The organism is Exiguobacterium sp. H66, from assembly GCF_018618705.1.
In the GTDB taxonomy this organism is placed as follows: domain Bacteria; phylum Bacillota; class Bacilli; order Exiguobacteriales; family Exiguobacteriaceae; genus Exiguobacterium_A; species Exiguobacterium_A oxidotolerans.
The window spans coordinates 302758-327263 of record NZ_JACSMQ010000001.1 but is presented as its reverse complement, the minus strand read 5'-3'; the positions used below and the strand labels follow the sequence as shown (position 1 = coordinate 327263).

At 46.7% G+C, this 24506-nt stretch carries 29 protein-coding genes; all 29 read left to right on the top strand.

Annotation, left to right across the window (positions count from 1 at the left end; translation table 11 throughout):
- Positions 1–54 precede the first annotated feature (54 nt).
- The 29 genes from rplS (at position 55) to KNP88_RS01560 (ending at position 24500) form a co-directional block, all read left to right on the top strand.
- Entirely contained in the window at positions 55–408 is a 354-nt protein-coding gene (gene rplS / locus KNP88_RS01700; protein WP_088837381.1) for a 50S ribosomal protein L19, read from the top strand.
- A 100-nt stretch (positions 409–508) separates the two neighbouring features.
- A complete protein-coding gene (lepB, locus tag KNP88_RS01695; RefSeq protein WP_088837380.1) occupies positions 509–1048 on the top strand; it encodes a signal peptidase I in 540 nt (179 codons plus the stop codon).
- Between the two features lie 244 nt (positions 1049–1292).
- Entirely contained in the window at positions 1293–2159 is an 867-nt protein-coding gene (ylqF, locus tag KNP88_RS01690; protein WP_088837379.1) for a ribosome biogenesis GTPase YlqF, read from the top strand.
- A 61-nt stretch (positions 2160–2220) separates the two neighbouring features.
- Positions 2221–2973, top strand: coding sequence for a ribonuclease HII (locus KNP88_RS01685; RefSeq protein WP_088837378.1), 753 nt, complete (start codon positions 2221–2223; stop codon positions 2971–2973).
- A 13-nt stretch (positions 2974–2986) separates the two neighbouring features.
- Complete coding sequence (locus tag KNP88_RS01680; RefSeq protein ID WP_214892052.1) at positions 2987–3868, top strand: flagellar hook-length control protein FliK; 882 nt, start codon at positions 2987–2989, stop codon at positions 3866–3868.
- Positions 3865–4125, top strand: a complete 261-nt coding sequence (locus KNP88_RS01675; RefSeq protein ID WP_214892050.1) for an EscU/YscU/HrcU family type III secretion system export apparatus switch protein — start codon at positions 3865–3867, stop codon at positions 4123–4125. The genes KNP88_RS01680 and KNP88_RS01675 overlap by 4 nt, the downstream gene beginning before the upstream one ends.
- Before the next feature lie 88 nt (positions 4126–4213).
- Positions 4214–5374, top strand: a complete 1161-nt coding sequence (sucC, locus tag KNP88_RS01670) for an ADP-forming succinate--CoA ligase subunit beta (protein WP_029330843.1) — start codon at positions 4214–4216, stop codon at positions 5372–5374.
- Between the two features lie 13 nt (positions 5375–5387).
- On the top strand, positions 5388–6305 hold the full coding sequence (gene sucD, locus KNP88_RS01665; protein WP_088837375.1) for a succinate--CoA ligase subunit alpha: 918 nt from the start codon (positions 5388–5390) through the stop codon (positions 6303–6305).
- 64 nt (positions 6306–6369) lie between these two features.
- Positions 6370–7197 carry a DNA-processing protein DprA gene (dprA, locus tag KNP88_RS01660; RefSeq protein ID WP_214892048.1) on the top strand — a complete coding sequence of 276 codons (828 nt, stop codon included), beginning with the start codon at positions 6370–6372 and terminating at the stop codon, positions 7195–7197.
- A 47-nt stretch (positions 7198–7244) separates the two neighbouring features.
- The gene (topA, locus tag KNP88_RS01655) at positions 7245–9341 is read left to right on the top strand and encodes a type I DNA topoisomerase (protein ID WP_214892046.1); all 2097 of its coding nucleotides are present in this window, start codon (positions 7245–7247) and stop codon (positions 9339–9341) included.
- 3 nt (positions 9342–9344) lie between these two features.
- The gene (gene trmFO, locus KNP88_RS01650) at positions 9345–10649 is read left to right on the top strand and encodes an FADH(2)-oxidizing methylenetetrahydrofolate--tRNA-(uracil(54)-C(5))-methyltransferase TrmFO (protein WP_088837372.1); all 1305 of its coding nucleotides are present in this window, start codon (positions 9345–9347) and stop codon (positions 10647–10649) included.
- A 171-nt stretch (positions 10650–10820) separates the two neighbouring features.
- Positions 10821–11699 (top strand): tyrosine recombinase XerC, encoded by an 879-nt coding sequence (locus tag KNP88_RS01645; protein ID WP_214892044.1) that lies wholly within the window; start codon positions 10821–10823, stop codon positions 11697–11699.
- 13 nt (positions 11700–11712) lie between these two features.
- Positions 11713–12264 carry an ATP-dependent protease subunit HslV gene (hslV, locus tag KNP88_RS01640; RefSeq protein WP_029330826.1) on the top strand — a complete coding sequence of 184 codons (552 nt, stop codon included), beginning with the start codon at positions 11713–11715 and terminating at the stop codon, positions 12262–12264.
- Positions 12251–13630: an ATP-dependent protease ATPase subunit HslU gene (gene hslU / locus KNP88_RS01635; protein ID WP_029330824.1), complete on the top strand. Its 1380-nt coding sequence runs from the start codon at positions 12251–12253 to the stop codon at positions 13628–13630. The genes hslV and hslU overlap by 14 nt, the downstream gene beginning before the upstream one ends.
- A gap of 16 nt (positions 13631–13646) precedes the next feature.
- Complete coding sequence (gene codY / locus KNP88_RS01630; protein ID WP_029330822.1) at positions 13647–14426, top strand: GTP-sensing pleiotropic transcriptional regulator CodY; 780 nt, start codon at positions 13647–13649, stop codon at positions 14424–14426.
- Positions 14427–14670: 244 nt separating this feature from the next.
- Positions 14671–15033 carry a flagellar basal body rod protein FlgB gene (gene flgB, locus KNP88_RS01625; protein WP_088837369.1) on the top strand — a complete coding sequence of 121 codons (363 nt, stop codon included), beginning with the start codon at positions 14671–14673 and terminating at the stop codon, positions 15031–15033.
- A 2-nt stretch (positions 15034–15035) separates the two neighbouring features.
- Positions 15036–15434, top strand: a complete 399-nt coding sequence (gene flgC / locus KNP88_RS01620) for a flagellar basal body rod protein FlgC (RefSeq protein ID WP_029330818.1) — start codon at positions 15036–15038, stop codon at positions 15432–15434.
- A 15-nt stretch (positions 15435–15449) separates the two neighbouring features.
- The gene (fliE, locus tag KNP88_RS01615) at positions 15450–15740 is read left to right on the top strand and encodes a flagellar hook-basal body complex protein FliE (protein WP_088837367.1); all 291 of its coding nucleotides are present in this window, start codon (positions 15450–15452) and stop codon (positions 15738–15740) included.
- A 28-nt stretch (positions 15741–15768) separates the two neighbouring features.
- Positions 15769–17337 (top strand): flagellar basal-body MS-ring/collar protein FliF, encoded by a 1569-nt coding sequence (gene fliF, locus KNP88_RS01610; RefSeq protein WP_088837366.1) that lies wholly within the window; start codon positions 15769–15771, stop codon positions 17335–17337.
- 4 nt (positions 17338–17341) lie between these two features.
- On the top strand, positions 17342–18349 hold the full coding sequence (gene fliG, locus KNP88_RS01605) for a flagellar motor switch protein FliG (protein WP_029330812.1): 1008 nt from the start codon (positions 17342–17344) through the stop codon (positions 18347–18349).
- The gene (locus KNP88_RS01600) at positions 18333–19058 is read left to right on the top strand and encodes a FliH/SctL family protein (RefSeq protein WP_029330810.1); all 726 of its coding nucleotides are present in this window, start codon (positions 18333–18335) and stop codon (positions 19056–19058) included. Before fliG ends, KNP88_RS01600 begins: the two co-directional genes overlap by 17 nt.
- Positions 19051–20364 (top strand): flagellar protein export ATPase FliI, encoded by a 1314-nt coding sequence (gene fliI / locus KNP88_RS01595; protein ID WP_088837364.1) that lies wholly within the window; start codon positions 19051–19053, stop codon positions 20362–20364. Before KNP88_RS01600 ends, fliI begins: the two co-directional genes overlap by 8 nt.
- A 12-nt stretch (positions 20365–20376) precedes the next feature.
- On the top strand, positions 20377–20811 hold the full coding sequence (locus KNP88_RS01590; RefSeq protein ID WP_214892042.1) for a flagellar export protein FliJ: 435 nt from the start codon (positions 20377–20379) through the stop codon (positions 20809–20811).
- 35 nt (positions 20812–20846) lie between these two features.
- Positions 20847–21365 (top strand): MotE family protein, encoded by a 519-nt coding sequence (locus KNP88_RS01585; RefSeq protein WP_251137098.1) that lies wholly within the window; start codon positions 20847–20849, stop codon positions 21363–21365.
- 15 nt (positions 21366–21380) lie between these two features.
- On the top strand, positions 21381–22487 hold the full coding sequence (locus KNP88_RS01580; protein ID WP_214892040.1) for a flagellar hook-length control protein FliK: 1107 nt from the start codon (positions 21381–21383) through the stop codon (positions 22485–22487).
- On the top strand, positions 22480–22947 hold the full coding sequence (locus KNP88_RS01575; RefSeq protein ID WP_029330801.1) for a flagellar hook capping FlgD N-terminal domain-containing protein: 468 nt from the start codon (positions 22480–22482) through the stop codon (positions 22945–22947). The genes KNP88_RS01580 and KNP88_RS01575 overlap by 8 nt, the downstream gene beginning before the upstream one ends.
- Positions 22947–23843, top strand: a complete 897-nt coding sequence (flgG, locus tag KNP88_RS01570; RefSeq protein ID WP_088837360.1) for a flagellar basal body rod protein FlgG — start codon at positions 22947–22949, stop codon at positions 23841–23843. The genes KNP88_RS01575 and flgG overlap by 1 nt, the downstream gene beginning before the upstream one ends.
- A complete protein-coding gene (locus KNP88_RS01565) occupies positions 23840–24076 on the top strand; it encodes a flagellar FlbD family protein (RefSeq protein WP_214892037.1) in 237 nt (78 codons plus the stop codon). Before flgG ends, KNP88_RS01565 begins: the two co-directional genes overlap by 4 nt.
- Positions 24051–24500 (top strand): flagellar basal body-associated FliL family protein, encoded by a 450-nt coding sequence (locus KNP88_RS01560; RefSeq protein WP_029330792.1) that lies wholly within the window; start codon positions 24051–24053, stop codon positions 24498–24500. Before KNP88_RS01565 ends, KNP88_RS01560 begins: the two co-directional genes overlap by 26 nt.
- Positions 24501–24506 lie beyond the last annotated feature (6 nt).

Below are 24506 nucleotides of genomic sequence, written 5' to 3'. Positions count from 1 at the left end.
GATGCAATAAGCAAATGAAGATAAGAACATTGGTGAAAAAAGGAGAAATCATTCATGAACACACAACAATTGTTCCGTGAAATTACACAAGAACAAATCAAGTCAGACGTCCCTTCGTTCCGTCCTGGGGATACAGTCCGTGTACACGTTAAAGTCGTCGAGGGTACGCGTGAGCGGATCCAGCTTTTCGAAGGCGTAGTCATCAAACGTCACGGTGGCGGCATCAGTGAAACTTTCACAGTCCGTAAGATTTCTTACGGAGTTGGCGTAGAGCGTGCTTTCCCGCTCCACTCACCACGTGTTGCACAAGTCGAAGTCGTTCGTTACGGTAAAGTCCGTCGTGCGAAACTTTACTACCTCCGTAACCTTCGTGGTAAAGCGGCGCGTATTAAAGAAGTTCGTCGTTAATCATGTGAAAAAGTGGCTTGTCCTCGGACAAGCTTCTTTTTTTTATCGTTTATGCGTATACTAAGTCTAGGTTAAAGATTTAATCAAAGGAGTGGAACGCGTGAAGGAGTTATTTAGTTGGGTAAAGGCGCTTGTCGTAGCGCTCGTGATTGCGTTCATCATCCGAACGTTTCTATTCGTCCCGGTCATCGTGGACGGCGAGTCGATGATGCCGACACTGCACAATTCAGACCGGATGGTCGTCAATAAGGTTCCCTATTACTTTAATGAACCAGAGCGTGGCGATATCGTCGTCTTCCATGCGACGGAAACACGTGACTATATTAAACGTGTCATCGCTGTCCCAGGCGATACGCTGTACTACAAGGATGATATGCTGTATATCAACGATAAAAAAGTGGAAGAACCATATTTAAAAGAATTTAAAGCGCAAATGAATGGTGTTCCGTTGACGGAAGACTTTACATTAGAAGAACGGACCGGCGAAACGAAAGTACCCGCCGGTAAAGTATTCGTCATGGGGGACAACCGTCAAAACTCAAAAGATAGCCGTGACATCGGGTTCGTCGATGAAGATCAAATCGTCGGAACGACAAATTTCGTCTTTTATCCGTTCGGTGATTTACGATCAGTTGATTAAAAAATCATGGGCGCGTAGTAAGGTGAGTCTAGCAGAAACAGCTCCATCAACCGTGCGTTTGATGGAACAAGGTCAGGAATTGAGTAGTGTCCGCACGACACTACTTCTTTTCTTGGCTTTTTTTGCGTATACTAAGGGATGGATCGTTTCTTGAGAACGAAGTGACGGTAACTGAAGCAGGTCTTACCGCGTCACACAACATGAAGTTAGCAGTCCAGTAATATGATGAGTTGAGGTGGAATATATGACGATACAATGGTTCCCTGGTCACATGGCGAAAGCACGTCGTGAAGTCCAGGAAAAATTAAAATTAATCGACGTCGTCATCGAATTGGTCGATGCACGTCTCCCGATGTCGAGTCGCAATCCGATGGTCGAGCAAATTACGGCAGGAAAACCGCGGTTAATCGTCTTGAACAAAGCCGATATGGCTGATGCGCGTTTGACGGAGCGCTGGATGAAAGCCCTTCGTAAGGATGGAGTCGATGTCATCGCTGTCGATGCGAAACACAATAAGGGTCTCGGACAAATTCATGAAGGTGCATTACGCCTGATGAAAGAAAAACATGATCGCATGCGTGAAAAGGGACGAAATCCGAGTGCGATTCGAGCGTTGATCATCGGCATCCCGAACGTCGGGAAATCAACATTAATCAATCGCCTTGCCGGACGAAACATTGCCATCACGGGTGACCGCCCGGGTGTGACGAAACGTCAGCAATGGATCAAAATGAAGACAGGTGAGATGGAGTTGCTCGATACACCAGGTATTCTCTGGCCGAAATTCGACGATCAGTTGGTTGGCTATCGTCTAGCAGCAACAGGTGCAATCAAAGATGATATCTTAAACATCGATGACATCGCGCTGTTTGCCATCCGTGAGCTCAAATCGCGTTATCCGGAGCAATTGATGGAACGCTATCGCTTAGACGATGTGTCCGGTGAAGCCGTTGATGTACTAGAAGCAATCGGGAACAAACGAGGGTTCAATTCAGGTGGATACGTCGATTTCGAACGGACGAGCGAGATGTTGTTACATGAGCTACGGACGGAAAAAGTCGGACGTGTGACACTTGAAACAGTCGAAGAATGGGCAACAACAGCAGAATAAGACGAGCTTGGAACCTTCTCTAGAAGGTCCAAGCTTTTTTCGAAATAGGAGTGAATGTCAGATGAAGATTCAAGACTTAAGAGAACGTCTCAAAGGGATTTCACGCGAACAATTCGCAGCCATCGAACAGGATCTGATGCATGATGAACGAAAAGGAATTAGGCTGTTATTGAAACAAACAAGCCGTCGCCTCGATCTCGAAGAACAATTGCGCCTCAGTTTTATTGAACGCTCGCAGTTCGAAGAAGCTTACCGGGCACAGGGGTGGGAGAAGATTGCTGGTGTCGATGAGGTCGGGCGAGGTCCGCTTGCTGGACCTGTCGTCGCGGCAGCAGTCATCTTACCAAAAGATTTTTATCACCCCGCGTTGACGGACTCAAAACAAATGTCAAAAAAACAACGGCAACTGGCGTATCAGCATATTCGTAAAGTCGCAGAGGTCGCCATCGGCATCATCGAACCAGCAGAAATTGACCGGATCAATATTTACCAAGCCTCGAAACAGGCGATGTTACAAGCGGTGAATGGCGTGTCTGCCGAGGCATTGCTCGTCGATGCGATGGAGCTTGATCTCAATCTACCTCAAACGTCACTGATTAAAGGGGATGCGCGTAGCATCTCAATCGCAGCGGCGAGCGTCATTGCGAAGGAAACGCGTGATGCGATGATGGAGGACTATGCGAAACAGTATCCGGGATACGGGTTTGAGCAACATGCAGGGTACGGGACAGCACAGCATTTGCAGGCACTCGATACATACGGTGTGACACCGATTCATCGCAAAACGTTTAAACCGGTTCTTGATCGACTCTAGGAGGTGAATGCGCGTGCAAATCGAACATCGGGCTTTACTCCCCTTTAAGGTCATCGACCAAGCCAACATGCCGTTACGTGAAGGGGCGAATGTCGTCGGCAAAGTGCTGAAGCTCCTCCCCGATGGTTTGATGGAGTTACAAGTCGGACAACGGGTTTTAACTGCCGGAACGACGGCCGACTTGAAAGAAGGGATGTCGTACCGGTTCGTCGTGACGAGTACGGAAGGGCAACCCGTACTGAAGATTTTGTCGGAAGCTCCACAAACTGCGGCGAAACAAGTCCTTCCTTCGATGCTTGAGAGTCTCTTGCGACCAGCGTCAGAGGGAGTACCGCAGACGACGCGTACGATTTTGCAACAACTTGGCCAACGCGCGATGGAAGGATCGGGTCAAGTACTCAAACAGACAATTGTTGAGCTCATTCAGTTAGCGCGTACTGCAGAGGCAGATGGGCAAGGGTCCCTTGACCGAAAGACGAGTGATCAAATCTTGACGCAACAACTCGTTCAAGCGACGAATGAACCGGGACGCGGCATCTTTATGTTGCAACTACCACAGTTTGGTCCCTTTGAAGATGTCGATGTGACGATGGAAGCACCGTTCGACAAAAAAGAATTCAACCCGGACCATGCCCGAATCGCTTTTTATCTCAAACTGCCTCAGTTGGGCGAAATTGCGATTGACTTATTAATCACTGATCGAAAGATGGCTGTTTCCGTCTTTCATCCGGATCAACGGATTAGCGCATTCATGGACGCTTATCAACCGATGATGGAACAACGCTTAAAGGAGCAGGGATATGAGTTGATTCGTTTTGAATTGGTCGAACAAACGAAAGAGCGGGTGCCTATCGATTTGACACGTCGGAGTGGAAGGGTGGATTATCAAGCATGAAAAAAGCGATTGCCTTATCTTATGAAGAACAAATGGCAGCTCCAAAAGTCGTCGCCAAAGGTTCCGAAATCGTCGCCGAGCGGATTTTAGAAGAAGCGATCCGACACAACATTCCGATTCGGCAAGATCAAACCTTGATCACATTACTTGATGCGATTGAAGTCTCCGAACAAGTTCCGCCGGAGTTATACGGGGTCATCGCCGAGCTGTTTGCCTTTTTGTATCAGCTCGATCATGAGGGAATCACGAAAAAATAAATGCTTTCGGTCGATAACGATAGACAGCGCTTCCAATTTTAACTACAATGAAAGAGCCGAAACTAAAGGGGTTAAGGGGGATTTTTTCATGAATGTACATGAATATCAGGCAAAAGAGTTACTTCGTTCATACGGTGTACCTGTACCGAACGGAATCGCAGCATTTACGGTCGAAGAGGCTGTGGATGCAGCAGAACAATTGTCAGGCCCAATTAAAGTTGTCAAAGCACAGATTCACGCAGGGGGACGCGGTAAAGCTGGTGGTGTCAAACTAGCAAAATCGCAAGAAGAAGTAAAAGAATTCGCGACGGAGTTACTCGGCAAAACGCTCGTCACGCATCAAACAGGACCAGAAGGTAAAGTCGTTCAACGTCTTCTCGTCGAAGAAGGTTGTGCGATCGATAAGGAATACTATCTCGGGATTGTCCTTGATCGTGTGACAGGTCGTGTCGTCATCATGGGTTCAAGTGAAGGCGGAATGGATATTGAAGAAGTGGCAGAAGCGACTCCTGAAAAAATCATCAAGGAAATCGTTGATCCAGCAGTCGGACTTCAAGCTTTCCAAGCACGTAAATTAGCGTTCGCAATGGGTGTACCCGTTAAACTCGTTAACAAATTCGTTGGTATGGTGACGAAACTCTACACGTTCTTCGTTGAAAAGGATTGCTCAATCGCTGAAATCAATCCACTCGTCACAACAAAAGACGGTGATGTCGTTGCACTTGACGCGAAGTTGAACTTCGATTCGAATGCGTTGTATCGTCATGCGGACATCGTCGCACTCCGTGATGAAACGGAAGAAGATCCACGTGAAGTCGAAGCTTCAAAAAGCGATTTGAACTACATCGCGCTTGATGGGAATATCGGCTGTCTCGTTAATGGCGCAGGTCTTGCGATGGCAACGATGGACATCATCAAACACTTCAGTGGCGATCCGGCCAACTTCCTCGATGTAGGTGGCGGCGCGACGAAAGAGAAAGTAACAGAAGCGTTCAAATTGATTCTCTCAGATGATAACGTCAAAGGAATTTTTGTCAACATCTTCGGCGGCATCATGAAGTGTGATGTCATCGCGGAAGGGATCGTTGCAGCAACAAAAGAAGTCGGCTTAGAGTTACCACTCGTCGTTCGTCTTGAAGGAACAAACGTTGACGCAGGGAAACAAATTCTCAAAGATTCAGGTCTAGCGATTACAGCAGCTACATCAATGGCAGACGGCGCAGAAAAAATCGCTGCGCTCGTGAAGTAAGGGGGAGCTAAGGATGAGTATTTGGGTAAACGAATCAACAAAAGTGATCATTCAAGGAATTACAGGTAATCAAGGGATGTTCCACGGTGAACAAATGATTGATTACGGAACGAACCTCGTCGGTGGTGTCACACCAGGTAAAGGCGGAACAGAAGTGCTCGGTGGCGTGCCTGTCTTTGATACGGTTGCGCAAGCAGTCGCTAAAACAGGGGCAAATGCATCGATTATCTATGTACCACCAGCATTCGCTGCGGATGCAATCATGGAAGCAGCGGATTCAGACATCGCTCTCATCATCTGTATCACAGAAGGAATTCCCGTTCTTGATATGGTAAAAGTAAAACGTTATCTTGACGGAAAACCAGTTCGTTTGATTGGTCCGAACTGTCCTGGCGTTATCACACCAGGTGTCGCGAAACTTGGCATCATGCCTGGTTACATCCACACACCAGGTCATGTCGGAATCGTTTCACGTTCTGGGACATTGACGTATGAAGCGGTGCACCAATTGACGACGGCTGGAATCGGTCAATCGACTGCTGTCGGTATCGGTGGTGATCCTGTCAACGGGACAGACTTCATCGACACGCTCAAAGCGTTCAATGAAGATCCTGAAACAAAAGCGGTCATCATGCTTGGTGAAATCGGTGGTACGGCAGAAGAAGAAGCGGCTGAGTGGGTCAAAGCCAACATGACGAAGCCGGTCATCGGATTCATCGGTGGACAAACTGCTCCTGAGGGCAAACGTATGGGTCATGCGGGTGCCATCATCTCAGGTGGTAAAGGTACGGCATCGGAAAAAATCAAGACACTTCGTGCAAATGGTATCGAAGTCGCAGACTCTCCGGCAGTCATTGGTGAAACGTTAATTCGTGTCATCAAAGATGCTGGTATCTACGATCAATGTGTCACGGGTTCAACGGTCAAATAAAAATGTCGAGAGCTGTCCTGAAGATTCAGGACGGCTTTCTTCTATATAAAAGGAGTGTATGTTAATGGAGCGAGAATGGTACGTCCGATTTGCAGCATGTCGTGTTCCTTATCCGATTGTCGCCTTAGTAGAACAATATGGTATTTTATCGGTCGCTGATCTTCCGACAAATGCCGAGAGTAAAAAGCGATATCAAGCAGCTCTTTCACTCGAACACCTCCCGTCTCAGTTACTTGTCCCGACCGATCCCGAGTTCCCGCAACAGTTACTCCACATACCACGACCGATTTACGGTCTGTATTACGTAGGCGATTCGTCGCTTCTGCGTCATCCTTTAATCAGCATCATCGGTAGCCGAACCCCATCCCCGTCCCATAAAGAACGTCTATCGTTCTTACGCCCGTTTTTTAATTCCCCTTTCGTCACTGTCTCTGGTGGAGCTTACGGGATTGATTCCCTCGTCCATCGCCTTTCCTTGAAGTATGACCAACCAACCATCGCCGTCATGGCAACAGGACTCGATTCTCTTTATCCGAAACAACACGCGGCCCTCTTTGATCGCATCGCACAAGCTGGTTTGTTGCTCTCCGAGTACCCTCCTGAGACCCCCATTCAAAAATTCCAATTTTTAGAACGTAATCGCATCATCGCTGGATTATCATCAGCCCTCGTCATCGTCGAAGCAGCGTTGAAAAGCGGAACGATGAATACAGCAGGACACGCTCTGGACCAAGGAAAAGACGTCTATTGCTTGCCGGGTTGTCCGACTGAAAAAATGTTTTGTGGAACGAATCAATTGATTGCGGAAGGGGCGATTCCGCTCCTGAATCCGGAAGAAGTTTCAAAAAGTATCTTGATGGACGTTGACAAATGGGAATCGAGACTACTATGATAAGTGAGATTAAAATACGAGTACGCCTCTAATAGGGAGCGATTGCAATGGCAAAATATTTAGTAATCGTCGAATCACCTGCAAAGGCAAAAACCATCAAACGTTATCTCGGTTCGAACTATACCGTGAAAGCATCGATGGGGCATGTCATCGATTTGCCAAAAAGCCAAATGGGTGTCGACGTCGAACATGACTATGAACCAAAATATATTACGATTCGTGGTAAAGGTCCGGTCTTGAAAGAATTGAAAACTGCTGCTAAAAAAGCACAAAAAATCTATCTCGCGGCCGACCCTGACCGTGAAGGGGAAGCGATCGCTTGGCATTTAGCGAAAGCCCTCGGTGTCGATGAATCGACAGAGTGTCGGGTCGTCTTCAATGAAATCACAAAAGACGCCATCAAGGATTCGTTCAAGAAACCCCGCAAGATCAACTATGATCTTGTCGACGCGCAACAAGCGCGGCGTATTTTGGACCGTCTTGTTGGGTACAGCATGAGTCCGTTACTTTGGAAGAAAATTAAAAAAGGATTGTCTGCGGGACGTGTTCAATCGGTTGCCGTGAAGATGATTATTGATCGGGAACAAGAAATCAATGCCTTTTTACCAGAAGAGTATTGGACGATTAAACTGGAGCTTGATGCGAACGGTGAAAAACTTGAAGCAAACTTTTATGGCGTCGACGGTAAAAAACGTGAACTCCATTCTGAAGAAGATGTCAACGAGGTGTTGGCAAAACTTTCAGAATCCTTTACGGTCGACTCGGTAACGAAGAAAGAGCGCAAACGTAATCCAGCGTTACCGTTTACAACGAGTTCGCTCCAGCAAGAAGCGGCACGTAAGCTTAATTTCCGGGCGAAGAAAACGATGATGATTGCCCAACAACTCTACGAGGGAATCGAGTTAGGGAAAGAAGGGACAATCGGTTTGATTACGTATATGCGTACCGATTCGACACGAACGTCTGAAACAGCGAACCTCGAAGCGCATGGTTTCATCGAAAATGCGTACGGAAAAGAATACATCGCCAGTGAAAAACGTAAAGAGAAAAAATCGGCCAATTCACAGGATGCGCACGAAGCAGTTCGTCCGACGTCAACGATGCGTGACCCTCAACTCGTTAAATCGTATTTGTCGCGAGACCAGTTCCGACTGTATAAACTCATTTGGGAACGATTCGTCGCCAGTCAAATGGCACCGGCGATTTTAGACACGGTCAAAGTTGATTTGAATTCGAACGATGTCATGTTCCGGGCGAACGGTTCGACGGTCAAATTCCCTGGTTTCATGAAAGTCTACATCGAGGATACAGATGATGAAGCAGTGACGGACGTCAAAGAAGGACTCTTACCACCACTCGAAGACGGTGAAGTCTTGCAACAGGAATCGATTGACCCGAAACAACACTTCACGCAGCCACCGCCACGCTATACAGAGGCACGTTTAGTACGAGCGATGGAAGAACTCGGGATTGGTCGTCCGTCGACATACGCTCCAACACTCGACACGATTCAAAAACGAGGGTACGTGACGCTCGAAGAAAAGAAATTCTTACCGACTGAACTCGGAGAGCTCGTCATTGATATGATTAGTGATTATTTCCAAGAATTCATCACGGTTCAATTCACGGCAGACATGGAAGCGTTGCTTGATGCGATTGAAAAAGGCGACATGCAGTGGACGGAAGTCGTCGATCCGATTTATAAATCATTCGCGAAACGTTTGACGCGGGCGGAAGCAGAAATCGAGAAAATTGAAATCAAAGATGAACCAGCCGGAGAAGATTGCGAAGTATGCGGTCATGCGATGGTCATCAAGATGGGACGGTACGGCAAGTTCATGGCGTGCTCAAACTTCCCGGAATGCCGAAACACGAAGCCGATCCAAGTCGAGATTGGGGTCAAGTGTCCGACATGTGGTACAGGGGACATCGTCGAACGTCGCAGCAAAAAAGGCCGGTTGTTCTATGGGTGTTCAAATTATCCGGAGTGCGAATTCGTCTCATGGGATAAGCCGGTCGAAGAGCCGTGTCCCGTCTGTAGCAGTATGATGGTACAAAAGAAAATCAAGAACGGTGTAAAAGTAGAATGTACATCTTGTGGACATCATGAAACGCGCATCGATCAAGAGCAAGAGGAGGAGTGACCGTTGAAACGAGTAACGGTAATTGGCGCCGGGCTCGCAGGCTCTGAAGCAGCATGGCAGCTTGCGAAGCGAGGCGTCCAAGTAGATTTATATGAAATGCGACCGGTGAAGCAGACCCCTGCCCACCATACCGATCAATTTGCAGAGCTCGTCTGTTCGAATTCCTTACGTGCGAATCAATTGACGAATGCAGTTGGTGTATTAAAAGAAGAGATGCGTCAATTAGACTCTCTCATCATGAAAGCGGCTGATTTAGCGAGTGTCCCTGCAGGGGGCGCACTCGCTGTCGATCGGCATGACTTCGCAGGCTATGTGACAGAAACACTGAAGAATCATCCGAACGTCACGGTCCATCATGAAGAGCTTGAAGCGATTCCGGATGGTCCGACGATCGTTGCAACTGGACCACTTACGAGTGCTGCGTTATCTGAATCACTCAAACAGTTCACGGGAGAAGATTATCTGTATTTCTTCGATGCGGCAGCACCGATTCTCGATGGGGATACGATTGATCGAGACAAGGTCTACCTCAAGTCACGCTACGATAAAGGAGAAGCCGCGTACTTGAACTGTCCGATGACAAAAGAAGAGTTTACGCATTTCCATAATGAGCTGATTGCGGCAGAAGTCGTTCCGCTGAAAGAATTTGAAAAAGAAATTTACTTCGAGGGCTGTATGCCATTTGAAGTACTCGCTTCACGCGGACCAAAAACATTGTTGTTCGGACCAATGAAACCGGTCGGTCTTGAAGACCCGAAAACAGGCGAACGTCCTTACGCAGTCGTTCAGCTTCGTCAAGATAACTCGGCTGGAACACTCTTCAACCTCGTCGGTTTCCAAACGCACTTGAAGTGGGGCGAGCAAAAACGGATCATCCGTTTGATTCCTGGTTTAGAAAATGCCGAAATCGTCCGGTATGGTGTCATGCACCGGAATACGTTCGTCAATTCACCGAACTTATTGCAAGCGACGTATCAAACACGGACACGACATGATTTATTCTTTGCTGGTCAAATGACAGGGGTCGAAGGATATGTCGAGTCAGCAGCATCCGGTTTGACGGCAGGGATCAATGCGGCACGGTTAGTGAATGAAGTAGAACCAATCGCGTTCCCGAAAGAGACGATGATGGGGGCGATGGCGCACTACATCACGACGACGGAAGGAAAGAACTTCCAACCGATGAACGCGAACTTTGGACTTGTTCCCGGGCTCGTCGGTCATCCAGTCCGAATGAAGAAACCTGAGAAATATGCGCTCCTCGCAGAACGAGCGTTAGAAGCCATCAAAGACTTTACCGATATGTAAAGAGGATGGGGGAAAAGCCGCAGAAACAGCGGACTTTTCCCCCATTTCTTAATTTTTCATAAAAGCGTGATAATTTCGTCATTTTTTCGGTTTTTGGTCTATTGTCAGACTACTTGCGGTGTGCTATGCTAAGGTCGATTCGAGAACACATGGTCAGGAGGAGGCTCGGAAATGGGATTAGACTCAGAGTTTGAGCGGCTGCGGAAAGACTTTTTGCGGTACGTGCATATCGAACGTCAACTATCTCCGAATACGGGTCGCTCATATGATCAAACCCTTCGACAATACGCCGCTTTTTGCCTCGATCATCAACTACGATCGATTGAATTGGCAACTGCACGGCGTTATTTGTATGCACTCTACGAGCAACAAGCTTCAAAATCGACAATTGCCCAAAAAGTATCATGCTTGAAGCAATTTGGTCGCTTTTTGACGCGCGACACGGATGCAGTCAACCCGTTTGAAGGATTGAAAGCGCCCAAACGTGCCCAATCGTTACCGACCTTTTTAGTTCCATCTGAATACGAACGATTTTTAGAAGCCTTTCGAACGGAAGATACACTAGGCAACCGAAATGTCGCAATGATTGAACTGCTCTATGCGACCGGGATGCGTGTCAGTGAGTTGGCAGGACTAAATCTTCAAGATTTAGATCAAGACTTAGAGTATGTCCATGTATATGGAAAAGGTCGTAAGGAACGCATCACGCCGATGGGTTCTTTCGCTAGACGGACGTTGCAGGTTTACTTGCAAGAGCGTCGAGGAAAAGATGAAAAGGAACAGGCTGTGTTCGTTTCGAAATCGGGACGACGACTGACGACAGACGGTATTCGTAAAATCTTAAAAAAAGGCGATCATTTGCTTTCGAAACATGTGACGCCGCACGCACTTCGACATAGCTTCGCGACAGACCTGTTAGAGAGAGGGGCGGACCTTCGGGCGGTTCAGGAACTCTTAGGTCATGCCTCTCTATCGACGACGGGACAATATACTCATGTAACGACGGAGCGGTTGCGTCATGTTTATCAGCAAGCGCATCCGCGTGCCTAAGGGAGGAAACGGAATGTTTCATGCAACGACGATTTTTGCGATTCAACATAATGGTCAATCCGCGATGAGTGGAGATGGTCAGGTGACATTTGGTAATCAAGTCATCATGAAGAAAAGTGCAAAGAAAGTAAGACGCCTTTATGGGGGAAAAGTGATTGCAGGATTTGCTGGAAGTGTAGCAGATGCCTTTACGCTGTTTGAGAAGTTTGAAGCGAAGCTAGAGATGTATAATGGTAATCTCCAACGTGCCGCAGTCGAGCTAGCAAAAGAATGGCGCGGCGACAAAATGTTACGTCAACTCGAAGCATTGCTACTCGTCATGGACGGGACACATTTACTGCTCGTTTCCGGAAATGGTGAAGTCATCGAACCGGATGATGGAATTCTTGCAATCGGTTCAGGCGGTAATTACGCGCTTGCTGCTGGTCGAGCATTGGCACGTCACGCTGGACAGATGTCAGCAGAAGAAATCGCACGAGCCGCTCTTGAAACAGCCGGAGAGCTCTGCGTGTTCACGAATGATCAAATTGTTTTAGAGACGATTGGAGGAAGTGCAGATGCATGAATTGACACCAAAACAAATCGTAGCCAAATTAGATGAACACGTCGTTGGACAATCGGATGCGAAACGCGCCGTCGCAATCGCACTTCGTAATCGGTACCGTCGCCAATTACTCGACCCGGCATTACGCGACGAAGTAACACCTAAAAATATTTTGATGATTGGACCGACTGGAGTCGGAAAGACGGAAATCGCAAGACGTCTAGCAAAACTCGTTCGCGCACCATTCGTTAAGATCGAAGCGACGAAATTCACAGAAGTCGGATACGTCGGTCGTGACGTTGAATCAATGGTTCGTGATTTAGTCGAAGCTTCACTCCGTCTTGTCAAAGATGAGAAGAAAGAAGCGTTAAAAGATCGAGCAGAAGCCGTTGCGAACGAACGGATCGTGGATGCGTTAGTCGGAAAAAAATCGACGTCGGGTCTTGGTGGTGGAAGTAATCCATTCGAAATGTTGTTTGGTGGTAATCAAGCACAACCTGAACAAGAAACAGCGAATGATACGGCGGACCGCTCGGTCATTCGTCAACAATTAATCAGTGGTCAACTAGAAGACCGCATGATTGATGTCGACGTCGAAGAGCGCCAAATGGATTTATTTTCGGGACAACAAGGGATGGAAGGCTTATCAAACCTACAAGATATGCTAGGTCAAGTCATGCCGAAGAAAACGAAAAAAAGACAACTGACCGTCAAAGAAGCACGACCGATTTTGACTGCTGAAGAAGCGGAACGTTTACTTGACTTAAACGAAGTCCATGACGAAGCCGTTCGACGTGCGGAGCAAATGGGGATCATCTTCGTCGATGAAATCGATAAAATTGCAACGAAAGGTCAAGATAGCGCCGGCGTTTCACGCGAAGGTGTCCAGCGAGATATCTTACCAATCGTCGAAGGCTCTACCGTCGTGACGAAATACGGCTCGGTCAAAACGGACCATATGTTGTTTATCGCCGCAGGAGCGTTCCATATGGCGAAGCCGTCTGATCTCATTCCAGAGTTACAAGGACGTTTCCCGATTCGAGTCGAGTTGGATAGTTTAACGGAAGAAGACTTCGTCAAGATTTTGACAGAACCGAATCAAGCGTTACTGAAACAATACAAAGCGTTGCTTGGAGCAGAACAGGTCCACGTCACCTTTACCGAGGATGCGATTCGTCAAATCGCGCGGATTGCTGCTCAGGTCAATGATGAAACTGATAATATCGGTGCACGACGTTTATATACAATCATGGAACGGGTGTTAGAGGAACTATCCTTTGAAGCGGCAGATATGCCAGAGTCGGATGTTACGATCACACCACAATATGTAATGGACCGAGTTGGAAAAGTAGCAGATGATCGTGACTTAAGTCAGTTCATCTTATAAGTGGAGGAAGAAAATCATGAATTTATTGGCAAAAACACGAAAGCTTAATACGATGTTACAACAGGAAGCTAGTACACATGTAGACTTTAAAATTATGGCGGAACGGTTAAGTGAAGTCATGGAGTCGAATACATTCATCGTTAGCCGCCGTGGGAAATTACTCGGTATTGCCATCAAGCAACAAATTGAGAATGCACGAATTCGTGGATTCCTCGAAGAACGTCAATTCCCAGAAGACTACACAAAACGTTTATTTAACGTCATGGAAACGACAGCGAATATTACGATTGATAGTGAACATACGGCATTCCCGATTGATAATCGTGATACGTTCGAATCATCAAAAACAACAATCGTTCCAATCATCGGAGGCGGCGAACGCTTAGGGACACTCGTCCTCGGACGAATGGTCGATGATTTCGACGAAGAAGATCTCGTCCTAGCAGAATATGGAGCGACGGTAGTCGGTATGGAGATTCTTCGAGAGAAAGCACATGAAGCTGAGGATAAAGCACGTAAAAAAGCTGTCGTCCAAATGGCAATCAACTCGTTATCATATTCAGAGCTTGAAGCAATCGAGCATATTTTTGAAGAACTCGACGGCAATGAAGGATTACTCGTCGCATCAAAAATTGCAGACCGTGTCGGGATTACACGTTCCGTCATCGTCAATGCACTGCGCAAGCTTGAAAGTGCGGGTGTCATCGAATCGCGTTCACTCGGTATGAAAGGGACGTATATCAAAATCTTAAACGATAATTTCCTTTATGAATTAGAACGGATTAAATCAAACTAAACAACGAAAACTGGAATCAATCAAGAAGACCTAGTAAATACTAGGTCTTCTTTTCTTATATAGGTATTATTTATCATTTTTATAAGAAAAGGTAATAAAAAACAGAAATTTAACATCTCATTACCCTGATTTTCAAAAAACTTCTTTCCAAACATTGACCTATTTGTTTCAATTATTTCAGAAGTGTTACTAATGATTACGAAAAAACTAAATACTCGATATAAAATCAAGTGGAGGTTAAGGCATGAATTGGTTAGGCTCAGATTATTCACTCATGACACAAGCCGTCGATCGGACGGTTGCAGCTCAAAAAGTAATCTCAACGAATATTGCGAATGTGGATACACCCGGATACAAAGCAAAACGCCTCGTTTTTGGTGATGTATTGAATTCAGAGATGAAAATGAGTTTACAACGACATGCGACGATTAATACTTCAGGAACGGTCGTCGAACAAAGCACATCGATGCGAAATGATGGAAATGGCGTCGATATTGACCTTGAGATGTCTGAATTATCACGCAATCAAATTGAATATGAAGCGCTAGTCGAACAATTGAATCGTAAATTCTCTGGTATTCAATCTGTTATTCGAGGAGGGCGATAAAGATGACGATGTTCTCAGGATTTCATACATCCGCTACAGGATTAACAGCGCAGCGGCTCCGACTCGATACGGTATCAGCAAACATCGCCAATGCTCAAACGACACGAGGCGAACTCGTGAATGGAGAATGGCAACCGTATGCACGAAAATTAGCCGTATTAAAAGAAACAGGTAACGGCGTCACAGTCAGTGAAATCCGGAAGGATCAAGAGCCGTTTAAATTAGAGTACAATCCAAACCACCCAGATGCAGACGAACTTGGCTATGTAAAAATGCCGAACGTGGATTTATTGAAGGAAATGGTCGATATGATGGGCGCGACCCGCTCGTATGAAGCAAACGTCACGGCGCTGAATGCGACAAAGGCGATGTTAGTAAAAGCGATGGAAATCGGTAAATAACGAGGAGATGACATCATGGCAATTCAACCTATTCAAGGGATGCAACAAATGGTCTTACCATCACAATCAGTCGCTAAGGCGTCCCCAGGAGATTTTAGCGATGTGCTAAGCCAAGCCATTAACGGCTTGAACGACGCGCAACAAGCATCCTCACAAGCACGTGTGGACCTTGCGACAGGGAAGACAACGGATCTACATAACATCATGATTAAAACAGAAGAAGCATCGCTTTCTATGCAACTCGCCATTGAAGTCCGGAATAAAGGGATTGAGGCATACCAAGAAATGATGCGTATGCAACTGTGACTGCTAAGGAAAGCGTGGGAGATGTTTGATGAACGAACGGCTAAAGGCGCGTTTTAGCGCAATCAACACGACATGGAACGAATGGTCACTCACAAAAAAAGCGACCATCATCGGTATTACCTTAATCATTTTATCAGCTCTTATTGCTGCCATCATTTGGTTGTCGACACCGACAATGACGCCATTGTATTCAAAACTATCACCGCAAGAGGCTGGACAAGTCACTGAAAAATTAAATGAAGATGGCGTTCGTTCGGAAGTTGTGACAGCTTCAGACGGAGTGACGATTCTTGTACCGGAGGCGAATGCGGAAAATTTGAAAGTAGAGTTGGCTACTGCTGGCATACCGAAGTCCGGTCAAATCGATTATTCATTCTTCAGTGAAAATGCCGGGTTTGGTACGACTGACAAGGAAATGAATATTTTAGAGCGCGATACGATGCAGACTGAACTTGAGAACTTGATTACGCAAGTAAACGGGATTGATGCAGCGAAGGTAATGATTACACTTCCTGAAAAAAGCGTCTTTTTATCAGACGCCGAAGAGACGTCAACCGTATCGGTTGTGTTAACGTCAAGCGCTGGGAGTGATTTGAATCAACAGACTGTACAAGGTCTTTACCACCTAATCGCAAAAAGTATTCCTAATTTGAAAGAAGAAAATATTACAATCATGGATCAGTACTTTACGTACTACGAACCGGGCCAGGGAACACAGACGGCTGGGGGCGCAGATCCGATGCAATTAAAGAAAACAACGGAAAATGATTTACGAAAACAAATTCAACAAATGTTATCCGTCGTTCTCGGACCACAAAAAGCGCTCGTGTCAGTCACGGCAGACGTCGATGTCACACAGCGCCAAGAAGAACAAAAACTAGTCGAACCCGTTGACCCTGATAAAATCGAGGGGATTGTAACTTCGGCAGAAAAGGTTGCCGAAGCCTACACGGGTGCAGCGAATGAAGGAACAGCCGGTACTGGTGAAAATGAGACCATCAACTTCCCGGCCGGTACAGGAACGACAGGTGATACGAGTGAGAAAACGCACGATATCATCAATTATGAAGTAAACCGGATTACGAAACAGATTACGGGAGCACCTTATGAAATACGTGATTTAGGTATTCAAGTCATCGTTGAACCACCAAAAGGTCAAGCTCAAATCGATCCGCAACTTCAAACGGACCTTCAAACGATGCTCTACTCGATTATTCGGACGTCCATCACGAAAACGGATGCAAAAGCGACGTTGACGGATGCCGAATTGACGAACAAGGTCGTCGTCATGTCCCGACCGTTCGCTGAAACACCAACACAAAAAGCGACGACTACAGTCACGCCGATGTGGGTTTGGTTCGCGCTTGGTGCAGCAGCACTGATCGTCATCGGCGCCATCTTCATGATGATGCGACGACGTCGTACGACGGAAGTCGAAGAATTAGAAGAATGGACACCAATCGAAACAGAGATTCCAGAACTATCGACAGAAGATACGAGTGGCGGAGCAGTCAAACGGAAACAGCTTGAAAAATTAGCATCCTCAAATCCAGATGAATTTGCGAAGTTATTACGCACATGGTTAGCGGAGGATTGATGAGATGAAGAAACTAGATATGAATAGTCGTGAGAAAGCAGCGATCTTGATGATTTCGTTAGGTCCAGAAGTGGCGGCGAACGTCTACAAACATTTGACTGAGGAAGAAATGGAATGGTTGACACTCCAAATTTCGAGCATGAAACGAATTGATCCTGAAGAAAAACTAGAAGTACTCGAAGAATTTCATGAGTTGGCAACGGCGCAAAACTACATTACGCAAGGTGGTATCGGCTTTGCGAAAAATGTGCTTGAAAAAGCATTAGGTGAAGAAAAAGCGATGGAATTGATTCATCGATTAACTTCGACCTTGCAAGTCCGGCCGTTCGAGTTTGCCCGTAAAGCAGATCCGAAGCAATTATTGAACTTCATTCAAAACGAACATCCACAGACGATTGCACTCGTCTTGGCACATCTCGACCCGGGAAAGTCCGGTCAGATTCTTTCGGAGCTTCCAGCTGAGGCGCAATCGGATGTAGCACGACGAATTGCAACGATGGACCGAATGAACCCGGAAATCATCAGCGAAGTCGAACAGATTCTTGAGCGGAACTTATCTCAAGCCGGTATGCAAGATTATGCGCAGTCTGGTGGTATCGAGGCAGTCGTTCAAGTATTGAACGGTGTCGATCGGACGACGGAACGGACAATCCTCGATACGCTCGAAATTCAGGATCCGGAACTCGCCGAAGAAATCAAAAAACGGATGTTTGTCTTCGAAGATATTGTCACACTCGATGCACGAGCAATCCAACGAATTATCCGCGAAGTTTCAAACGAAGATTTGTTGCTTGCGCTTAAAGTCTCTTCGGACGATGTCAAAGAAATGGTGTACCGAAACATGTCTCAGCGAATGGTCGAATCGTTCAAAGAAGATATGGAATTCATGGGACCCGTCAGATTGCGCGATGTCGAAGAAGCTCAAAGCCGAATCGTCGGAATCATTCGTCGCCTAGAGGATATGGGTGAAATCGTCGTCGCACGTGGTGGAGGAGATGATATCGTTGTCTAACGTCATTAAACGACAAATTGTCATCGAAGGTCATCAGCGCACAATTCTTCATCAAGAAGAGCGAGCGATCGAACGGGATGCCGAGCCGAGTATTTCTTATGAGGCGTTGATGGCAAAAGGTCAAAATGAGCTCGACGAGCAACTTCAGCTGATGCGTCAACAAGAAGAAGCGCGTCGACAGGCTTTTGAACAGGAACGTGAAATGGCTTTACAGGAAGCGAAGGAACAAGGCTATCAAGCGGGTTATGAGCGAGGGCAGCAAGACGGACTAGACGCTTATGCACGAAAACTCGAGGAAACGAATCAATTTGCAATGCGTCTTGAGCAGATGCAGACGGACCGCTTGTTAGCGATGGAAGATGAATTATGTGCATTGTCACTTCAAGTGACCCATCATTTTTTAGAAAAATTACATGATACAGATGAGGAAGCACTCTATCAATCGATTCACCAATTGATTATTCAGTTCCGTGACCGTGAAAAGATCATTGTTTACACGTCTGCAGAAGATTTTGAACGGGTTGTATTACTGGATGAACGTCTACATACGATTTTAGGTGGTGCTGCGACAATCAGCTTACGGATTGATCCGGAACTCGCGCCTCGCGATTTCCGGATCGATTCAGAAAATGGAGCGATTACGGGCGGGCTTACTTCTAGTTATGAGGCATTGATTAACCAGGTGACTGAGGTGCTACAAGATGTATAACGTGAAGCAGTTGCAAGCGGCCGTTCGAGATATTCGGACGGATGACTTAGTCCGGCATTCCGGTAAAGTCGTGCAAGTAATCGGTTTAATGATTGAATCACGAGGACCGACGGCAGTCGCAATCGGGGAACGGTGTTTGATTCAACTGCACCGAGGTCAAGAAATCGAAGCAGAGGTTGTCGGCTTCCGAGAAGGGCACGTCTTATTGATGCCTTACGGTGAAACGACAGCAATTGCACCAGGATCAATCGTCATCGCAACAGGAAAACCACTTCACGTACCCGTCGGTGAGGAACTGATCGGGAAAGTATTAGATGGATTAGGTCGAGCACTTGATGGTGAGGAGTTGACTCACCTCCGGACAACATCAATCGTGCGAAAACCACCGAGTCCACTTGAACGACCACGTATCAATGAAGTGTTGTCGACAGGTATCCGCGCCATTGATGGTCTGTTGACAGTCGGTCAAGGGCAACGCGTCGGTTTGTTTGCCGGGTCTGGTGTCGGGAAATCAACACTGCTCGGAATGATTGCAAAACGTTCGACTGCTGACATCAATGTGATCGCCTTGATTGGAGAGCGAGGGCGGGAAGTGAAAGAGTTCATCGAAGCGGAGTTGGGCGAAGAAGGGATGAAGCGTTCCATCATCGTCGTCGCGACGAGTGACCAACCACCGCTTGTCCGTTTAAAAGGAGCCTATACGGCGACAGCAATCGCAGAATACTTTCGGGATCAAGGTAAGAATGTCGTCTTGATGATGGACTCCGTTACGCGGTTCGCGATGGCGCAACGTGAAATCGGTCTGGCGACAGGAGAACCGCCTGCTTCAAAAGGATACACGCCGAGTGTATTCGCTCTACTACCTCAGTTACTCGAACGAAGCGGAAAGACGACAGCCGGGTCGATTACAGCTTTTTATACCGTACTCGTCGATGGAGACGACATGAACGAACCGATTGCGGATGCAGTCCGCGGGATTTTAGATGGTCACTTTGTCCTTGATCGAAGTTTGGCGAACAAAGGGCAGTATCCGGCGATTCATGTTTTACGTTCGATTAGCCGGGTTATGAATCAAATCACATCGACGGAACATAAAGACAGTGCGATCGTCTTTCGGCAATTGCTCTCGACATACTTAGATGCAGAAGACTTGATCAATATCGGTGCATATAAAAGTGGGACAAACCCTGAAATCGATCGTGCCGTCGAAAAATATCCGGAATTAATCGGCTTTTTGAAGCAACGTGTTGAAGAAGGAAGTCAATTTGAAGAAGCCATGAACCGTTTAATCACGACGATTCGCTAAGGAGGAAAAGGCATGAAAACAATATATGAGCGAATCATTCCTTTAGCCGAGGTGGAGAAAGATCGTGTATCGAAACAAACGGCTGAAAAAAAGAAACGCTACGAGATTGAAGTCGAAAAGTTGTATCACCTGCTCGTTCGTTACGAAACATTTTTGAAGGCACAAAATGAGACGGGTACCGTCGAATTACTCGCTTCTCAATACCGTGAACGTGCGCGTGACGTCGTCAAACAGCAAATCGAACGTCAACAATTATATGTCACTCAAGCAAAAAATCAGTATGAACGCGCACAAGTCGATTTAAAAGAAGCGATGATTGAGGAAAAGAAGTTCACGCGTCTTCAGGCGAATCAACTAGAAGAAGCACGGCAAATCAATGCACTACTCGAACAAAATCAATTAGATGAACTGGCACTGTTACAGTTTGGAAGAGGGCGGACATCATAAGTAATTCAAAATCATCGAAACAATGGATTTTACCGTTGTTGATCATTCCCTTGATCTTAATTTTAGGTACAGCCTATCTCGTGCTCAATTATGCTAACGGTCGTCCGATGCTTGCACTCCCGTTTTCGACAGAGGAAACGTCGAAACAAACGACGGGAACGCCTGGTAAGGAAACGTCTGATTTAGAAAATCGATTAAAAATAGCGAATCAAGAAATTAAAAAATTGCGAAATGAAGCGACGGAACAAGCGGATACCCTCAAAGTGAAAGAACAAGAGATTACGCGATTAATCGCGGAGCGCGATCAATTAAAACAAACGCCTTCCCCGGATAAAACAACCGAGGAAGACAAGAAGACAACAAAAACGGCAAGTGTGACCGATGTTTATGCAGAGATGTCGCCGAAAGAAGCAGCGACAATCTTAAATGAACTCAGTCCGACAGAGGTCGTTCCTATCATCGAGACTATCGATGCGGAACAACAAGCAGCCATCATCGCAAAGATGGATGCGAAAAAGGCTGCGGCATTGACGCAACTACTCGCGACGAAATAGAGGTGAGCGAACACGATGAATTTGACAGATGTGCAACAAAATCAAACAGTCAAAGGTACGTCGAAATCAGTCGGCCAAAGTGCTCCTTCGGCTGAAGGCATGGGGAGCTTTGCTTCTTTGCTACAACTGTTCACGACGCCAGAACCAAGTCTTCTTCCTGAGAACACCGTCCCTAGCACGACGATGCCACAATCAAATGAAGGTCAGCTGGTGAAGATGCTCACAGCACAACCCGAGCAAGCCTTGCTTTTACTGGATCATCCGCAACTAGAAGCACTAGAGCAGGATCCAAAAGGAATGACGGAGCTCGTACAACTCGTAAAAACAATCCAAGAAGGAGATGCGGAACAAGCGACGGCGATGTTGCAACAATTACCGGCGTCCGTCGGTCAATTGATTACGGCGACAATCGTGTCTATTCTTGGTGTTACAAAACCGGTAGCAGGTCAACTGCAACCAGTAGAAGATATGCCCGTCGGAAAAGGTGTTAAGACAGCGGAAGGTGAATTGAAGACGGGGAGGGTCGTGCAGACGGTTCTTCCGGTGATACGACAAGCTGCCATGGCTCAAACCTTACCGGCTTCGATGAAGTTAGGCGAAGGCTTGACGCGTAGTGAGCCGTTGAAAGGAACAGTTGATTCGGAAGGGACGGCGTTACCGCTCGCCTTTTCTTCGACACTGTTCGTGAAAAGCGATCGTACCGTTACGATGCCTCCCCTCGGTCCGCAAAGTAATGTCGATGAACAATTGGCAAAACGAATCGAAGCAGCACTCCAACAAGCCCCGTTCTTAAAAGGAGCAGACGGTTCGACACGAATGTCGATTCGTTTATACCCAGAACAGCTAGGTGAAGTCGTCGTTCAACTCGAGCGAAAAGAAGGTGTGTTGACAGTGAAGTTGTTTGCGGGCACCGAGCAGGCGAAACAACTGATTGAGCAACAGCTAGGTAAATTACAAGGTTCGCTGCAACATCAAGCGCCGCTCGTTAAAGTCGAGACGGGATTACTGGCCTCGACCGTAAAAGAGTTTGATACATCGACACCACAAGAACGGCAAGAGACAGCGCAAGAGGAACAACCGAAACCTCAAGATGAGGAGTTAGAGGAGGAAGAAGATGACTGATTCCATTAATGCGGCATCGTCCTACCAGTTGCCGGATAAAACGACAGCTGTCCCGAATAATTCGATGGACAAAGACATGTTTATGAAAATCTTGATTGCCCAGTTATCGAATCAAGATCCGACTGCACCGATGGAAGATAAAGAGTTCATCTCACAGATGGCACAATTTTCTTCCCTTGAACAAATGCAAGCGATTGGAAAAGGGATGGACACGATGGTCTTGAATCAACATGCGAATTCCTTGCTGACATACAGTAATTTAATCGGGAAATCAGTTAGTTACGAAACAGATGGAACGGTGGAGGATGCGACGGGAACGGCGACGGGCGCGACGGTCAAGGAGACAGCGAATGTTATAAGCGTCAAGCGAGACGGAATTGACGTCATCGCGGAACTCTCGAACGGGAAGCAAGTCAGTGTCTATGAATTAACGGAGATTAAAACAAAGGAGGAAAAATAATGTTACGTTCAATGTATTCAGGAATCAGTGGGTTAAAGAACTTCCAGACAAAGCTTGACGTCGTCGGGAATAACATCGCAAACGTCAATACGTTCGGTTACAAAAAAGGGCGGGTTACCTTTAAAGATCTCGTTAACCAATCAGTCGGTTCAGCTTCAGGAGCAGGTGGCGGTGTCGGTGGTACAAACCCGAAACAAGTCGGACTCGGGGCATCAATGTCGACGGTCGATAACGTCTACAACCAAGGCGCACTTCAAAACACGGGACGGACACTCGATGTCGGGATTTCAGGCGAAGGGTTCTATCAAGTGCTTACAGCAGATGGCGTTCGTTACTCGCGTTCAGGAAACTTTTACACGGACTTGCAAGGGAATATCGTCACGGGAGACGGGAATTACCTCGTCGGACTATCTGATCCGCCACCAGCGAATCCAGGACAGCCACCAGCGAACCAAGCAAATTTACCGGCAAACCAGTACGATGCGCAAGGACAAATTACGACAAAAGTGAATGATGGCTACATGAAACTCCAAATTCCGACTGGCGCGCAAAACTTAGCTATCGGAAAAGATGGATTGGTCACATTCGTTGATGCGACAGGTGCGTTGCAACGCGTCGGTTACGTCTCGATGGCAAACTTTGCGAACCCGGGTGGACTTGAAAAATCAGGGGTGAACCTCTTTTCAGCCTCACAGAACTCAGGGATTCCAGCAACAGGGACGCCAAGCACGAACGGACTTGGGCAACTGACGTCTGGGACGCTCGAAATGTCGAACGTCGACTTATCGGAAGAGTTTACGGAAATGATTATCGCGCAACGTGGATTCCAGGCAAATACACGGATTATTACGACATCCGACCAAATCTTAGAAGAACTCGTTAACTTGAAACGATGATTACACTGACGACGTTACGTCAAGCACCGCTCGTATTGAATGCTATATTAATCGAATCGATTCGATCGACACCAGATACGACGATTCAACTCGTTGGAGGGCAGACATACATCGTCAAAGAATCGTTAGAAGAGGTAAAAGCGGTAACAATCGATTTTTACCGACAAGTCGGACTAGCGGGCTTGAACAGCATTAGGAGGCTCGAAGATGGCAGAAGAAAAGAAGAAGAGTAAGTTAAAAATACCGTTGATCATGGTTATCGTGGCCCTCATGATGATCGGCGCAGGGTATATGCTCACGAAGTATTGGTTAGTCGGAGATGAGACGGAAGCAAAAGTTGAACAACCGACAGGTGCCGAGCTCGAAGAACGAAGTTTTCAAACAGATGACTTGACGACGAACATCGCAGACGAACGGTTTTTGAATGTTCAGTTTACGATTGTCACGGATGATGTGAAAACGAAGGAAGAGTTAGAACTACGTAAGTTTCAAATCAACAACATCATTCTTGGTGATTTAGCATCGATGAAAAAGCAGGACTTGGATTCAAAACAAGATATGGCAAAGCTTGAAGAAAAATTACGTGGTCAATTCAAAAAACTTCTTCAAGAAGGCGATGTTCAACGCGTCTATACGACGAAAAAAATCATCCAGTGAGGTGGC